This window comes from Limnochordia bacterium (genome assembly GCA_023230925.1).
Lineage (GTDB): Bacteria > Bacillota > Limnochordia > DUMW01 > DUMW01 > JALNWK01.
In genome coordinates, this window is record JALNWK010000060.1 from 1 (window position 1) to 15,509 (window position 15,509).

14 protein-coding genes are annotated in these 15,509 nt (G+C 47.6%); all 14 read right to left on the minus strand.

Going from position 1 to position 15,509, the window contains the following annotated elements; genetic code table 11:
- Positions 1 to 101 precede the first annotated feature (101 nt).
- The 14 genes from M0Q40_10975 to M0Q40_11040 all read right to left on the minus strand — a co-directional run bounded on the left by M0Q40_10975 (position 102) and on the right by M0Q40_11040 (position 15,342).
- Positions 102 to 335 carry a hypothetical protein gene (locus tag M0Q40_10975; GenBank protein MCK9223118.1) on the minus strand — a complete coding sequence of 78 codons (234 nt, stop codon included), beginning with the start codon at positions 333 to 335 and terminating at the stop codon, positions 102 to 104.
- 30 nt (positions 336 to 365) lie between these two features.
- On the minus strand, positions 366 to 1,985 hold the full coding sequence (locus M0Q40_10980) for a glycoside hydrolase (protein ID MCK9223119.1): 1,620 nt from the start codon (positions 1,983 to 1,985) through the stop codon (positions 366 to 368).
- A gap of 240 nt (positions 1,986 to 2,225) precedes the next feature.
- Entirely contained in the window at positions 2,226 to 2,753 is a 528-nt protein-coding gene (locus M0Q40_10985) for a hypothetical protein (protein ID MCK9223120.1), read from the minus strand.
- Positions 2,754 to 2,807: 54 nt separating this feature from the next.
- Positions 2,808 to 3,326 (minus strand): hypothetical protein, encoded by a 519-nt coding sequence (locus M0Q40_10990; GenBank protein MCK9223121.1) that lies wholly within the window; start codon positions 3,324 to 3,326, stop codon positions 2,808 to 2,810.
- A 49-nt stretch (positions 3,327 to 3,375) separates the two neighbouring features.
- Positions 3,376 to 3,915 carry a hypothetical protein gene (locus M0Q40_10995; GenBank protein ID MCK9223122.1) on the minus strand — a complete coding sequence of 180 codons (540 nt, stop codon included), beginning with the start codon at positions 3,913 to 3,915 and terminating at the stop codon, positions 3,376 to 3,378.
- A gap of 952 nt (positions 3,916 to 4,867) precedes the next feature.
- On the minus strand, positions 4,868 to 5,017 hold the full coding sequence (locus M0Q40_11000) for a hypothetical protein (protein MCK9223123.1): 150 nt from the start codon (positions 5,015 to 5,017) through the stop codon (positions 4,868 to 4,870).
- A gap of 415 nt (positions 5,018 to 5,432) precedes the next feature.
- Complete coding sequence (locus tag M0Q40_11005) at positions 5,433 to 6,155, minus strand: FadR family transcriptional regulator (GenBank protein ID MCK9223124.1); 723 nt, start codon at positions 6,153 to 6,155, stop codon at positions 5,433 to 5,435.
- Between the two features lie 611 nt (positions 6,156 to 6,766).
- Positions 6,767 to 7,045 carry a TIM barrel protein gene (locus M0Q40_11010; GenBank protein ID MCK9223125.1) on the minus strand — a complete coding sequence of 93 codons (279 nt, stop codon included), beginning with the start codon at positions 7,043 to 7,045 and terminating at the stop codon, positions 6,767 to 6,769.
- 195 nt (positions 7,046 to 7,240) lie between these two features.
- A complete protein-coding gene (locus M0Q40_11015; GenBank protein MCK9223126.1) occupies positions 7,241 to 8,725 on the minus strand; it encodes a family 20 glycosylhydrolase in 1,485 nt (494 codons plus the stop codon).
- Positions 8,726 to 9,119: 394 nt separating this feature from the next.
- The gene (locus M0Q40_11020) at positions 9,120 to 10,721 is read right to left on the minus strand and encodes a DUF4091 domain-containing protein (protein ID MCK9223127.1); all 1,602 of its coding nucleotides are present in this window, start codon (positions 10,719 to 10,721) and stop codon (positions 9,120 to 9,122) included.
- A gap of 234 nt (positions 10,722 to 10,955) precedes the next feature.
- The gene (locus M0Q40_11025; GenBank protein MCK9223128.1) at positions 10,956 to 11,792 is read right to left on the minus strand and encodes a sugar phosphate isomerase/epimerase; all 837 of its coding nucleotides are present in this window, start codon (positions 11,790 to 11,792) and stop codon (positions 10,956 to 10,958) included.
- A 370-nt stretch (positions 11,793 to 12,162) separates the two neighbouring features.
- Positions 12,163 to 13,767 (minus strand): DUF4091 domain-containing protein, encoded by a 1,605-nt coding sequence (locus M0Q40_11030; protein ID MCK9223129.1) that lies wholly within the window; start codon positions 13,765 to 13,767, stop codon positions 12,163 to 12,165.
- A gap of 31 nt (positions 13,768 to 13,798) precedes the next feature.
- Positions 13,799 to 14,563, minus strand: a complete 765-nt coding sequence (locus M0Q40_11035) for a FadR family transcriptional regulator (protein ID MCK9223130.1) — start codon at positions 14,561 to 14,563, stop codon at positions 13,799 to 13,801.
- 101 nt (positions 14,564 to 14,664) lie between these two features.
- Positions 14,665 to 15,342 carry a DUF4091 domain-containing protein gene (locus M0Q40_11040; GenBank protein ID MCK9223131.1) on the minus strand — a complete coding sequence of 226 codons (678 nt, stop codon included), beginning with the start codon at positions 15,340 to 15,342 and terminating at the stop codon, positions 14,665 to 14,667.
- Positions 15,343 to 15,509 lie beyond the last annotated feature (167 nt).

Below are 15,509 nucleotides of genomic sequence, written 5' to 3' on the forward strand. Positions count from 1 at the left end.
GATAATTTGAGCAAAACGGTGACAAAGAGGGTGGCCTTCTAGTCCGTGACAGTGGCCTTATCTGACCGTGAGGGTGGCCCTCTTTCTCCGTGAAGGTGGCCTTATTCGATCGGAATACTCATAAGACGGTCGGAGCTTGCCTCTCTTTTTATCAGCTTGACCACAATGTCATCTTGCTGGGCATTGAAAGCCTCAACCATCGGTTCGACATAATTCATATGGGTCTCGTGACCCCACACTTCAATCTCGATTGGTGCTCCTAACACGGGAATGCTCCCACCAAGGATTATTACTGAACAAGCAACCAAAAACAGCAATATCTCATGTCTTTTCATTGGTGCGACTCCTCTCTTAGCTAGTAATGACTAATCCAAGGACCAAAAGGTTGCCATCAAAACAGGTTTCCGATGCACGAACTCCTTTTGGTAATAGACGGTCATGATTGTCCCGTCATCTAGCTGTATCGACGCGGGGTAACCTAGATCACCGTCTGGCGCATCATCCCTGATAATGATCTCATCATACTTGTTGAAGTCCAATCCATCGTCACTGATGCGCGCCCGTTGCCCATAGGGTTGCCAACGATACCCGTAGCTCAGTAGCAGTCTTCCATCAGCAAGGAGCGTACAATGGGGCGGGTATCCCTTGAAATCGGCTTGATAAGGCTTACTCCAAGTCTTACCGTAATCATCGGAGTAAGTGATCCACATATAGGGGATCAAACCATAGGGATTTCCGTATTCATCATCACCAGTTGTATGAGCCCTAATATATACGACAATGCGACCACTGGGCATCTGCATGAAATGGGGTTCCCAATATCCGAGACCATAAATCTTCTTGTTTTCCACAACATATTTGGGCAAGTTAAAGATAATACCCGTTGTACTCCATGTATCTCCTTGATCCGTCGAAGTATAGGCTGTTGCCGTATTTCCTGAAATGTTGCCCACGGCAAACAAACTGCCGTCGCCCAATTCAATCGGTCCATGGGGCTGGAAAGGATAGGGAATCAGATCCGACCAAGTCTCTCCTCGATCTTTGGATTTGATTATATAACCACCACCATACTGCTTCACAAGCTCTGAGGCCCTCACAGGGTCGATGGTACTGCTGTCTATGCCTTCCCACCACGCAACACGGGAACTAACGATGATGGTATCATCTTGTGTAACCATAATCCCTGGGTCGCGATCATCTAGCACCGTATCTACCACCACGGTACCATCATCCCAAGTTCTGCCATTATCCTTTGATCTATACAGAACGACCTTTCCATGACAATGGGTGTGACCCTTACCCTCGTAGGTAACCACCAAAAGCTCCCCATCGGATAACTTGGCTACTGTTGGCCATGCGTAATATACATTCGGTCTTTGGGCGATAATCACCGTATCATGTTCTTTACCTTCACCACGTGTCTGAGCTTCTGTGACCGGTACCGATACCTCATCCTTCTTAGCGTCGTACAACTGCAATTCCACCTGTACCGGGAAGTGTGTCGCCCTTAGGCCCACGTAAATATCATACTCACCCTTTAGGTCAGGGAAAAACCGCAGGGCAGGTACCGGGGTGTGGGCACCAGCATAAAGGCTCTTGTTGCCTATGCCACCCATATGATCACTTCGTACAGCCCATTTGCCACCACTTCGTTGGTACATCTGAAAGTCCTGTTGATTCGAGACGCCTACAAGGGAGGCAGCTGGTTGTAGCTTATCAAACTCGGTCCACAAGCCTTCGGCACCTGTCTTAGAGTTGACAAATCGAAAATAGTCGATGAAAACTGTCTCACCCACACTGTCGATTTCAATACCTTTTCCCGTTAGATCAACATTTTTTATCCACAATTGCTCTTCCCACCAATGGTGCTCGGGAGTAGCCAGTGAAGCTGTAATCACATCCAAGCCTCCTTCTTCTGCAGTCAATACACTTGCTTGCACCAATAGCATTAACATGATAAATAAAGCAACCTGCGTTCTTGCCATGCATCCTTCTTCCCTTCTGCGGGCAAAGACCTAGTAACAACATGGACATTCGGAGTGGTCATGACCCACAACTATTCGATTCAGACTGTTGTTTTTCCGACTGAAGACATTACTTTCGTCCCCAGCGCCACGTTCTACCGCGTAGCCCAGTGGGTACAGTCTACAATAGGTCAACCGATGCATCTGTGGGGGTAAGGCTAATGGGCTTTTGCCTATCGCAGATACATCAACTAGGACCAGTCACTCATTCAAATCCACTACTCGTAACCCAAACCGGTTTGGATCATGTGTGGCACGAACACAAACATAAATGTCATACGCACCGCTTAGTCCCGGATTCAAGGTAACATTGGGAACCTGTTCCATATCGGCATTGGCATTAAGGCTTTGACCACCTACATCACCCATATTCGCATCTATCCGGATACCCCATTGGTCAGCTATATCTGCATATGCAGCGTAGCCGTCAACCTCAACCCATGCACCTTTAGGCATTAGACTTGTAAACTTCGTCCAGGTTAATGCCTGGCCTCCATCGATAGGGGCGAACCGAAAGTAGTTGATTAACACACGATCTCCTAGATACTTGATCTCGATACCCTTACCATCTAGTTCTACCCCTGACTTCCATAGGACTTCTTCCCACCAGTGATAGTCGGTTCTACCCTCTGAAGCTGTAATCACGTCAAACTCCGCTTCTGCGGCAAATGCTGTAACATACATGCTCAGTAACATCATAGCAACTAGGATCAATCCCGTTTTCTTCACCGTTTCGGTCCCCCTTTGGCCAGAATATCCCATTTCAAATACGACGCCTTACACCTAATCAACTAGCCGCAGCCCAACACGACTTACAGCGTCTACTGCTCTGATACTAATATAGATACTATAGGTACCCGTCAGCCCGGGATAGAAACTAACATTGGGCAACTGCTCCATGTTTGTGTGGGCGGCCAGGCTTTGGCCACCTGTAGCACCCATATTGGCATCTGTTCGTATCCCCCATTTGTCGGTAATACCCACATAGGCCTGGGAGCCGTCTGCTTCAATCAATGCTTCTGCCGGGAGAAGACTCGTAAACTTTGTCCAGATTATTGGTTCAGTACCATCATCAGGAACGAACTTGAAGTAGTTGATTAACAGGCGATCTCCTAGATACTTAAGTTCAATGCCTTTGCCATCAAGTTTTACTCCTGACTTCCACAACATCTCCTCCCACCAATGGTATGTAGCTGTACCCTCTGGAGCCGTCATCACATCAAAATCTGCTTCTGCAGCAAACGCAGTTATGTGTACACTAAGCACCAATAACGCAACGATCATTAATACAGCCTTTTTCATAGTCATTATTCCTCCCTTTAGGTCGTGCATTTGATTTCACTACCAAATGTTACTCGGAATCGATCATTCTTAATCCAAAACAGCTTACCGCGTCTACTGCCCGGACATTGACGTAGATGTTGTACTTACCTGTTAATCCGGGATTGAAGGTAAGGTTGGGTAATGGCTGCATATTCGCATGGGCAGTGAGACTCTGTTCACCTGTAGCACCCATATTCGCATCAATTCGTATGCCCCATTTGTCGGTAATACCTACATAGACCTGGGAGCCATCGGCTTCGATCAATGCTTCTGCCGGATGAAGACTCACAAAGTCAGTCCAAATCACCGGTTCTGTACCATCAACAGGCACAAACTTGAAGTAATTGATCAGCACACGGTCACCTGTGTACTTAATCTCAATGGATTTGTTGTCTAGCTCAACACCGCTTTTCCATAGAACATCCTCCCACCAATGGCGGGTAGGTTGGCCGAAGGGAGCCGTAATTAGTTCGAACTCAGGTCCGTCAATTCCTTCATCAAGATGGAAACACCCACCAATGGCCAATACAGCAAGCAGAACCGCACCATACTTCCAAATAGATTGCATACCTAATGTTACCTCCTCTTCATCTTGTTACTGACCGTGACTCCCCACGTGTAATTCACTTTTGAGTACAGAACCGAAAGCCACTAACCATCCTCCGCCTTTGGTCCCCATACTCAGTCTAGAAACCCTAACCCCCTTCCATCAACTCCGGTCGTTCTTACTCGTATAACCTAGAGCGTAATTTGATGCCATAGTAAGTTAACAACCATCCACAGTCTGATGATATGTAACGTAGTCCAATCCATATCATCGTAGATCTGATGAATGGATTATTGTATTTCTCATTATAATGTTTGATACTACGATTGTCAAGAGCTTCTTCTTAACCCGGTTCCCACCAGTACGCAGTGCTTTATCGGCTGTGTAACTGTAATCAAGACCGAAAAATAATCATAAACCCTTTTTGGATATTTGGCAATATTCAGTCCGGCAATATCGACATCGCTTCTTTTATCAGGGTGGAGGAATACTGTTAGCGCACATTATGTTGGGCTGTGGGATATGCGGTGATGAACCACCTTCCGAGAGAAGAAAATGAAAGGCGCCTATCAGGTCATTTGCGCTGTGCGGGTAGCTGTGCGACTGTTCTATGGCAGAAGGAACATGGCCCGATAGCATCTGAGCGGAATCCGTACGAACGGCCAAACGGTCTTTCTCAACAGTCAAAAGCTCTTCCGCCACATTCTAAGCAACAACGCTTGAAATTGTGCCTTTGTATATATCTAATCCGACATAGAGGGTAGAATATCTATAGGGTCAGCCTCCTCGTGTGTAGCTCTGGTCTAACTACTTGTTTTTGCTGAGGATAGTCAAGTCCAACCTACGTTCTGGCGAATGGGGCTGGCCCTGCCAGTAATCTATTGTATGGATTTTAACCGTTCAGTATAGGAATACGGAATTAGCTGCCGTAGAGTAGTTTCTTTGTACGCCTCTTCATCGTGGGATATCATACTTAGCGTTTTTGCGGATTCCTCACAAAGGCTGTAACCACATCGTGCAGGATCTCTAGTTCGTCTGCATCAAACACGCTCGCGTCAAACTGATCACTCGTCACCATAGCTTCATCTTCATAGTTACCGAAATAGCATACTTCGGTATCCACTACGCCAGTCTCCTATAAGTAGGCAAGCACGGTATCATGGTTCAATGGTGTTGGTCCGTAATCATGGGGAACCGGTCAATACAGACTCCTTAACCCAACCTGGCTGTAGGTTTCAAGCTTGTACCAGAGCAGCTAGTGGATTTCCATAGGGAGGCGGTATGTTAGATTATCTGGTCAGAAAACACTAAAGATCCAACCATGCAGCTGTTATGTTTGGCCGGATCTTCATGATAGTTCCGTTCTAGATGTCATATGCCGTCCTGATCTGTCCACAACCGTAAGCTAACCATGTAGACTAATTCTTGAATCTTTCCTAGTCTGCGTCCGGCAAGAGGACAGCCGTTTCATGTTCGTCATCCACCGTATTCATCATTTACGCGTTGCCCGAATTGCTATTGCTCCATCGAGACCCACTTTAGGCCCCTAATGTATCTTCCTTTAGTTCCTCATTAAACCAAGCGAAGTGCTTTGTTAACGCCTTCGTTGCTCCCGCAAGGTCCCCTTGTGCTAAAGCACTAGTGATCTCACGGTGTTCATCTAGGATCCGCCTTTGCTTATCCGCATAATACTTTAGGCCGTATACCCTCTCGCTCTGCACGAAGAAGTCCCCCACCACTGAGACAAATCTCTGGGTTACTTCACTATCTACACAGCGGAATAAAGTTTCGTGAAACCGAACATCTTCAGCCACAAAATCCTGTTCTGTACTACTGATGGCAGCCTCCATTTCTTGGAGTCTCTTTTCTAAACTCGCTACCGTCCTTGCCCGGAGCTTTTCATTCCCACCGATGTACTGTACTAGTCCTAGTTCCAAGATCAAACGCAGTTGATGCAATTCCCGCAGTCCATCGGGGCTGAAATACAAGCCATAGGCCATATTATCAATAAACTGGATGGGATCTACGTTCTTTACGACTGTTCCTTCCCGTCTACGGATCTCCACAACACCGAGCACAGAAAGACTCTTCACCGCTTCCCGCACAGATGACCTGCCTACACCAAACATCTCGGCAAGTTCATCTTCTGACGGCAACTTGTCCCCAGGTTGAAGATTCTGTTGAATAATGTATTTACGTAGATTCTCCGCCACCTGTTCATACAGGGGACGCCTTTCAATGGCAAGTATGTCACTTTTCAATTGCAACCCCGCCTCTTTCATAGATCTGATCAATCCAATAGCCAGCTCAATTATATAACAATACACCAAATTGTCAAATCAATCCATAGCATCTGCAGATGCGCTCCTAACCACAAAGAGCGATCCCTGCTCTCCCACTGTCTTCTGTCTGAGAAGCGACTACTTGCTTTGGGCTCTTTCTTTCCCCAGCTGCAACGCAGGGACTAGACGATTAATACAAGGCACATATGTACCACCCATATCGCTAATCTTATATCTGATCAATCGTGACATCGTATGTATCAATTGTAATTGGTCATGTAGGGATTGTCAAACCATCGCGACCACCATTTTTGCAGCGATCCAATAAAGCCATCCTGAATAAGGCCTTGCATACCAACGGTTCCGGGGATCCTCTTCGTCGAGTTGTTTGATCAGCACTTCCGCAATTGGGATGGGAACAACCGGCTAAAACATAGTGCTGATGCACAGTAATACTAAATCATGACACGGATAGACCCTTTAGACCAAGGATTCACAACAAATCCAATAGATCGATCCGCACGAATTGCCCGATAACGACCGCATATACCGGTATCGAAACCTATTCCTATCGGTGCTCTAGCGCTCACCTAGGTTCCCATAAAAGGTCTGATGTGCGCCAAAGCCCGGGTAAGACCTTCCTTTCCTGGAATCGTTCCTCCGTGCTCAATGGAAAGGAAGCCTGGAAAGTCCATCTTCTTAAGTGCTGCAACAATCTCTTTAGTGGGCACTATTCCTTCACCCACAATTACCTCCTTGTAAAAGTAACCAGATCGGTACGGCACGGGAAACACACCAACGATGGGATCATCTACAATATTCCAGTCTTTCAAATGTACATGTACCATCCTAGAAGATAAACGCTCCAAGGCCTCTAAGGGTTCTTGTCCTGCCAGAGAAAAATTGCCCTCATCATAAGTGAACCAAGAGTCGGGAGCCTTGCGGAGAACTCCTCTATCTGCTCAACACGACCCCGGAAGTCGGCGCGGGCCCCAAAGTCACTGACTGTGCGTGGCCCAGAGCTACCACTTCCTCAAGTACTGCTTGCCATCTTAAAGTCCGACCTACTTCCATTCAGGAAGTCCCCAAGCAAATTGAGCAGTAGCCGCCATACCCAGATGGAACATGACGGGTACATAATTGTACCAGGCTGTGGTGATGACTCCCTCTGCACCCGCCACTAGGCATCGCTCACACACCGTCTTGATATTCGGTATGAATCTCCAGTAATTGGGTAACGTATGGTAGCAATCTCCATTGCCTAGAGTAGTGGGCGCTCCAATGACCTTGAATCCCTTATCCTGGTAAAACTCAAGGTAGGGATACCCCTTAATTCGTTTGGGAAACTCCTCCCCGAGATAGGGACCATATACTGAAAGGAAGTCCTCCCCTAAGCTTTCCTCTAGGGGTACGGCTGTACCAAAATTCTTCATCATGGTCCTTTCAAGATCGGAGAGCTCATCATTCCAAGTAGAGTCCCAACCTTTATCGTAAATAGTAACCGGTTTTCCGCTTCTATCATATCTGGCAATGAAGTATGGACTACTCTTACTGGTGGTCCAGTACTCCCAGTACATAATAATAATATTCCGATCCAGATCATCTAGGGCCTCAGGATGAGAACAGAGCATATCATCCCAGATTATTGGTGTAACATCTCTGTCTTTAAGCCATTGACTCACCCTGTTTATGTAGTCCACATACAGCCTACTTACACCCCTTCTTTCTACCTCTTCCTTACACCTTGGGCAAGTGCCCATACGCCGGGCCTCATCGCCCCCGATATGGAAGTGCTTGATGCCAGGATGAAGGGATAAGACCTCCTCGGCGAGCTCTGCAAAGATCCTGAAGGAATCAGGATGCAGGGGGCACACCTGATCTTTATGAACCTCTTCTTCCCGGATGCAAGCATAGTGATCATGTTGTAGAAGATAATCCAGATGCCCGATGGACTGTTGCAGGGGAATGACATCTAGGCCATTAGCTTTAGCTATTCCCAGTAGCTCGGTTACATTATCGGTAGAAAGAGCCGTAGGAGCCTTGATCCGAGCATGCTTCTGGTATGGAAAACGGTTGGAATACTCAAAGAGTATGGTATTCAGTCTTAACTTTGCGGCATTGTTCAACACATATCTAGCCTCATCCATATCCATCTGCCGAAAACTATCAAAGTTTATGTGAAACCCCCTCATCTTTAAGGAAGGAGCATCCTCTATCTTTGCCTGCGGGAACCGACCATCAGGGGAAAACTGGAACAGGGTCTTTAACGCATGTCCTAATCCCACCTGGCTACCTGCAACCACTTTTAGGTTCTCTTGCTCAATGGAAACTTCATAGGCCTCTGGATTCATTACCCCTAAGCTTAGGGTTACATTCTTATCTTGGACCGTTGGGGACAAGCGAAAGGTATCGATCCACTCCTGTCGAATTTGTGCATCTCCGCCAATTAAGCCCCAGCCTTCTCCTAGTTCGACGTGTCCTTCGCTTTGGACTACCTTTGCTGGCCGAGGTACCACCCGATCCCAATGACTTTTAATTGTTATAAACACATTGACTCTCTCCTCGCCATGAACTAAAACTAGCCGCCTTAAGCAGCACCTGATTCATTGGACCCAACTTCTAACCTTGAAGAACTAGGTGCTTCCCCACCGTTTAAAGGAGCGCACCCTATTACTGTAGCTCGGTATTCGAGGAACATACTCATTCCTCTTGTCATTTCTTCTACTGCACTTTCCAGACTAAACGGCCCTGTATCCGTTTTCTACCGAGGGCTTAGGGCCCCTTTTCTCTTCTTTAGCTGTAAAAGAAAGGGTCTTGTGTATAAACGGTAATCGCCCATTTGGGGATTATCAAACCATTATGAAAAGTATCTTTTGATGGGGACTTACCGGGTTCTGATACCAAGAACCCGGTAAACTCAAAGGAATAGTATACGTCTTTGAACTACTTACCCCCGTTTGCTAGCAAAGCCGCCCGGGTCAATTGGTACCAGTCCCCATCCTTCGGGTAGTTGTTATAGGCCTTAAAGAAAGACAGGTTCGCATCATCGACGTTCATCTTCAGAGTCTGCAAAAGTGCATAATCGTTCAAGGACTCTGCAAAGACCTCCCAACGAAGGGAACTAACCGGACCATTAGCACCAGGATAAACCACAAAGGTATCCCCATAGGCCCAAAGTGGCCAGGCTTCCCCATCCAATACGTGATAGGGATCAATTAACTGGGTTGTGGACCGCTTGTACCAGTAGTTATAGCCCCAATGGAGGAATCCTAGGGACTCGAATCGGTAAAACAGCCAGCCAGCCCCGCGGATTTGGGCTAGGGGTGTATCTAGCAGTCGGTTCAGAAATGGTCCCCGGGGTCCACAACAGAAATAGTCCCAGCGGGCAATACCCTTCTCGTAGAATTTCTTCGATGTGCTGATACTAGCTACGGGAATATCCGTTAATCCTGATTCGGCAAAGGAAAGCTGACTTAATGCATCCATCACTTTCATCCAGGGAGCAAGCTCAGCTAAGATATGTCGCGCCTTTTTGTAATTGGGTAAGTGCTGTTGGTGCGGTTCATCGGACAGATGAAAGAAGGAGCGATCCATAATTCCTTCTTCATTAAGGAAGCGCTCAAAACTAGGCAAGAACTGCGAGAGAAACCCTGTATATACCTCGGAGTCTGCTGCAGTATCCGGCGGCCACAGTAATCGATCCTCATATACGCCATCGTAGTTTTCATAGATCCGAATCGCGCACTCAACGCCCCACTGGGAGAAAAGATGGGTCCACTCAAAATATTCCATACCACATGCCTCAGCCAACTCCACCCACTGTTTTACATCGCTCCAGTCGAATTCGTAGCTATTATCATTCTTTCGAATCCGTAGCAACTGGGTAGGACGTTTGACCCCATCGGTAGGGGGAGTAAACAAGGGTGTATGAAGTACATTGGTACCATGCTCCACAAGATCCAGAATATATGGTTTTACGATCTTCCAAAACCCACTGTCAAAGGGATTTACCCCGTACCAGTCACACAGGGCATCGGTGTAGAACCAATGGGTGACCGGAAAATCTTTGCGTTTCTCCACCACCACTGGATGGACAAATACATCGGTTTCCACAGCATAGGTCTCACCATTACTTAGCTTGAAGATAACACTAATCCGGTGCACACCAAGGGGACAATCCTCAGGACTTGTTACGGAAACCCAAAAGGACTCGGTTTCATTGCGGGCTAGAGTGGTCTCCACCTCCGTGAATAACGGGTCAGGGACAAATCCCGGGATGTATTCTAGACCGTCTAGCTCATCTTCCCGATTTTCAGTGTTAAACCGGGCAAAGGGTACGTGTCCTACCCGGCGCACCTGGACATCAAGCACATCGGAGTTCACTACTACATCCACAGTAAGGTTCTCGTCTGTAGCATTCCTGATGCAAGCTTGAAAGGAAGCTTTATCTTTACGCCCGAGGTCCAATCGCATATACCGGTTGGCCCTTGGTCTTGTTCTTTTGAATACTCGCTCCATGGAGCTAGCTGTCCAACAGCTGATCATTTTTCTACCCCTCCATAAAACTGACCTATATAAGGTCCAATCTTCAAAGTGCTGTGATGCTCCTACAGAATCCTTTGCAACGATCCCTGTAGGTTAATGATCTGTTGCTTATAGCCTCCATCACTCTCCAGGCTAACACAGGGTAACAGATCCAATTCCCCTATCCAAATCTCTCTCGACTAAGCATGACACCTCCATTCGCAAGACCTATTCCTATCGGTACTCTGGCCTCACCTAGCTTCCCATAAGGGGTCTGAGGTACGCCACAGCCCGGGCAAGGCCTTCCTTTCCCGGAATCGTTCCTCCATGCTCAATGGAAAGAAAGCCTGGGAATTCCATTTTCTTAAGTGCTGCCACAATTTCTGTAGTGGGCACGACTCCCTCACCCACAATTGCTTCCTTATAGAAGTAACCAGGTCGGTGCGCCATGGGGAACACACCGACAAGGGGATCATCTACAATAATCCAGTCCTTTAAGTGCACATGCACCATCCTGGAAGATAGGCACTCGAGGGCATTTAGGGGATCTTGTCCTGCCAGAAGGAAGTTACCGTCATCATAGGTGAACCACGAGTCAGGAGCCTTGCGGAGGAACTCCTCCATTTGCTCGATACGCCCCCGGAAAGTTGCATGGGCCCCGAAGTTCTCATTTGTGACCTTGATCCCCCGCATCTTTCCATAACTGGCACAATCCTGTAACCCTCGGGCGATGGCCTCTCGTCCTTCTTCATCTAAGATCCCTGGTTTCGGGTTGCCGGGCACAAGCAAGACCTGACGTGCACCAAGACGATGTCCTTTGTCGATTTCCCGGTTAACTTCAGATACTGTCTGGGCTAATACATCTTGGTTGAGGGAGACGAAATCAGTGATGATTATATACATCGCAAGTTCAAGCCCCGCCTGTTCTAGATGGCTTCGCAACTGCTGCTCCGGGATCTGGGCGATTTCTCTATTACTGAATTCAATCCCATGAAGACCTAGTTCAACGCAGCAATCGATCACGTCAAAGACAGTCATCTCGTTGCTTTTCAACTCTTGTTCAAAGGACATCAACATTACCGCAAGCTTCATTGGCAGCCCTTCTTTCTATGTAACCTTAATTACCAAAAGGCCCTGGTATATACCACCCCTGGGGATAATCGGTCACGCCCTACAAGATCTCGTCTTACATACATGGTGAACGGCGTTCGTCCATGTGTAACCCCGTTTCATACTCGTGAATATTATTCGTGTCGACCCACCCTGTTTCCTTCCTGGAGTACCCCTAAAAACGCGGACAGCATTCAATAACGAACAACCTTCCTTCCCGAGCAGTTTGGGCTACCATCTCGTAGATTTCCGATACCCAACAGGGTTCTTCTAGGAACTTGCCCAACTAGAGTAGAACTCGATCGTTCCAAACGCCCAAAAGCCCGCTCAACTTTAGTGGTATTTGGATGCATTACTCACCTTTACCAAACAACAGGGCCGCACGGGTCAGTTCATACCAACTTCTATCCTGCGGGTAATCATCATAGGCCTTAAAGAAAGAAAGACTAGAGTCATCACTGCGTAATCTGAGTGTCTGCAGCAGGGTATAGTCATTTAGTGACTCCGCGAAGACTTCCCAACGAAGGGAACCAACTGGACCATTGGCACCAGGATAAACAACAAAGGGATCACCGTTGGGCAAGATTGGCCATAATTCACCATCGAATACCCTGTAAGGATCAATCAACTCGGTGGTACCATGCTTATACCAATAGTTGTAGCCCCAGTGCAAAAATCCCAAGGACTCAAAGCGATAGAACAACCAACCAGCACCCCGTATTTTCGCTAGGGGTGTATCCACAAATCTGTTCAGAAACCGTCCCCGAGGCTGACAACAAAAGTAGTCCCAGCGGGGAATGCCTTTCTCGTAAAAGTCCTTTGATGTACTAATACTGGCCACTGGAATATCGGTCAGTCCTAGTTCCGTAAAGTCTGGCTGACTTAGAGCATCCATCACTTTCATCCACGGAGCAAGAACCCTTAGGATTTCCCGTGCCCTTTTGTAATTGGACAAATGCTCTAGCTGGGGTTCGTCGGAAAGATGAAAGTAGGATCTGTTCATTAGCCCCTCTGCATCTAGAAAACCTTTGAACCGAGGTAAAAACTCTGCAAGAAACTCGGTATATACCTGGGAATCTGCTTGGGTATCCTCTGGCCAAAGGAGCCGTTCTTCATATTGACCATCATAGTTCTCATAGATCCGGATCCCGTAGTTAGCTCCCCATTGGGAGAAAAGATGCGTCCATTCGAGGTACTCCATCCCACAATTCTTCGCTAGATCCACCCACCGCTTCACATCGCGCCAATCAAATTCATAGCTACCATCGGTGCTTCTGCGCACACGGAGTAATTGCGTGGGACGTTTCACCCCATCGGTAGGGGGCGTAAACAATGGTGTGTGACATACATTTGTACCATGCTCCACCAGGTCTGTAATGTATGGTCTTACGATCCTCCAAAAGCTATCATCAAAGGGTTCTACCCCATACCAATCGCATAGGGCATCGGTGCAACACCAATGGGTAACCGGAAAATCCCTGCGTTTCTCTAAAGTTACCGGGTGTACAAACACATCGGCTTCAACGGTGTAACTTGCGTCATTGCTCACCTGCAAGATGACACTAATCCGATGAAGACCCAAGGGACAGTCTTCGGGGCTCTTTAAGGAAATCCAGAAGGATTCGGTTTCATTACGGGCTAAGGTGGTCTCCACCTCAAAAAACAATGGATCGGGAATGAATCCCGGCACATATCCTAGGGCATCAATATCATCATCCCTATGCCCGGTGCTAATGTGTGCACAGGGTACGTACCCCACACGCCGCACCCCCACATCAAAGACATCAGAGTTCACTACTACATTTACTGCGAGGCTCTCTTCTGTGGAGTTTCTTACACATACTTGAAAGGAAGCCTTATCCCGGCGTCCAAGATCCAGTCGTAGATAACGGTTTGTCCTAGGTCTTGATCTTTTAAACACCCGCTCCATGGAACTAGCTATCCAGTAGCTAATCATGCATGCCACCCCCCAAAAATTACCCCGAGTGCTATGCTTGTTCTTGCACAGTCACTTGGGGCTCCTCTCCCCAGGCCACATGATATCGCCACAGGTGCCGGTAAATAATCTGTTGGGCCCGGGCAAAACCATGTGCAGCCAAAGCGTTCCGGATACCCCAATGTTCTTCGATAAACAGACGACGCTGACCGGATGTCGCGTTGATTTGGTTTCGGGGATGACTGAAGAAGTCTTCAATCACCTTGGCCAGCTCCAAAATTATATCATTACCAGCAAGCTCCATTAACGTTCGGTGGTACTGCATGTCCAGTTGTGTAAACCTAGGCGCGGCAAAAATAGCATGATCCATCTCCTGTAGGATCTGATCAAGTCGTTCTAAGCCCTCGGATGTTAGCCGAGCACTAATCAACGGTACCGCACCGGTCTCTAGTACCAGTCGTGCCTCCCAAAGGGAGCTTTGGGGCTCAGAGACAAAACGCAACCCATAGGCAAGCTGCTCCATCAGGTCACTGACCAAAGGCGCTTGCACCACAACTCCGTGCCGTTGCCTAATCACTACCACACCTAGGGATTGGAGTAAGCGAAGGGCTTCCCGGACCGAGGGACGACTCACACCAAACATCTTTACTAACTCATGTTCCGTAGGCAGTTTGTCCCCGGGTTGTAATCCCCATTCGTTAATATAGACTTTGAGCCTGTCTGCAATCTGTTGATACAACGAGCGTTTGCACTGTGTATTAAGTTGAAACAGCTCACCCTGGCGTCCATCTAGTTCGAAGGCTTCACCTATCCCCATTGGATATCACCCTTGTTGTCTTGCAGTACGTAAATCAAGTACGGCTCTTTGTTCCCTGATCTTAAACGGCAAGGCTGTCTTGGACAGCCTTGCCACTGTTATTAGTCCTGGAGCAAAAGTTCAATCTGCCTAGCCACTTCCGCCTTCCTGTTTAGGAACGCCTTGGCATCGGGATTCCAGTCCTTAGGACTTCTAATAAGGTCATCCCCGATTATAAGCAGCTGCTCAGCCTGCTTTCGCTTAGGGGAGTCTTGGGGAAGCTTACTCACAAGGTCCTCAAGGAACAGGAAGTACTCCACATCCTGGATTCCCTCCCGGACAATTTCAAAACGAATGGAATTAATCGGGCCATCGGGTCCAGGATAAACAAGCAGCCCATCACCCCAAGTGTCCGGCATTCCTTGGAAACTTTGATCAGTCCAGGGATCTCTTCCATACCACCAGGCGTGTTCCCAGTAGAGAAAGCCCTCGGCACCATATTTATATGCCAACCACAAAGGAATGCGGTTCGTCATTCCCGGCTGATGTAGGAAGAAGTTGGCATGGGGTCTACCTGGGCCGCTACACACGTAGGTCCACAACGTTCCTCCCTGTTCAAGGTGGGTTTCCAATTCTGGCAGGTCTAAGGAGGGAGTTAAGGGACACCAAATGTCCACACCCTGCATCATTGGATCCGGCTGTTTGGTGATCATGTTGGGCAAACCGGGTGCGAATTCATGCACCCATTTGGTAAACGTCGTTACGCTCGGATACATCTCCTTAATAGGTTCATCGATCAAATAAGTATAGGCAAGGTCCTCCCAGCCCTTCTCTTTAAGGTGATCATGTGTTTGTCAACATAAAAGTGATCCACGTTCTAACGTAAAAGTGATCCACTTTTTCTAATCTGAAAGTGATCCACCTAGAAGGATGTTAGGCCTTGATGGATCACTTTATTCCCAACTTA

What these genes read in the sequence shown, in the direction of transcription:
- M0Q40_10975 (MCK9223118.1), bottom strand. Translation starts at nt 335, where the DNA reads ATGAAAAGACATGAGATATTGCTGTTTTTGGTTGCTTGTTCAGTAATA.
- M0Q40_11030 (MCK9223129.1), bottom strand. Translation starts at nt 13,767, where the DNA reads ATGATTAGCTACTGGATAGCTAGTTCCATGGAGCGGGTGTTTAAAAGA.
- M0Q40_10980 (MCK9223119.1), bottom strand. Translation starts at nt 1,985, where the DNA reads ATGGCAAGAACGCAGGTTGCTTTATTTATCATGTTAATGCTATTGGTG.
- M0Q40_11020 (MCK9223127.1), bottom strand. Translation starts at nt 10,721, where the DNA reads ATGATCAGCTGTTGGACAGCTAGCTCCATGGAGCGAGTATTCAAAAGA.
- M0Q40_11025 (MCK9223128.1), bottom strand. Translation starts at nt 11,792, where the DNA reads ATGAAGCTTGCGGTAATGTTGATGTCCTTTGAACAAGAGTTGAAAAGC.
- M0Q40_10995 (MCK9223122.1), bottom strand. Translation starts at nt 3,915, where the DNA reads ATGCAATCTATTTGGAAGTATGGTGCGGTTCTGCTTGCTGTATTGGCC.
- M0Q40_10990 (MCK9223121.1), bottom strand. Translation starts at nt 3,326, where the DNA reads ATGAAAAAGGCTGTATTAATGATCGTTGCGTTATTGGTGCTTAGTGTA.
- M0Q40_11035 (MCK9223130.1), bottom strand. Translation starts at nt 14,563, where the DNA reads ATGGGGATAGGTGAAGCCTTCGAACTAGATGGACGCCAGGGTGAGCTG.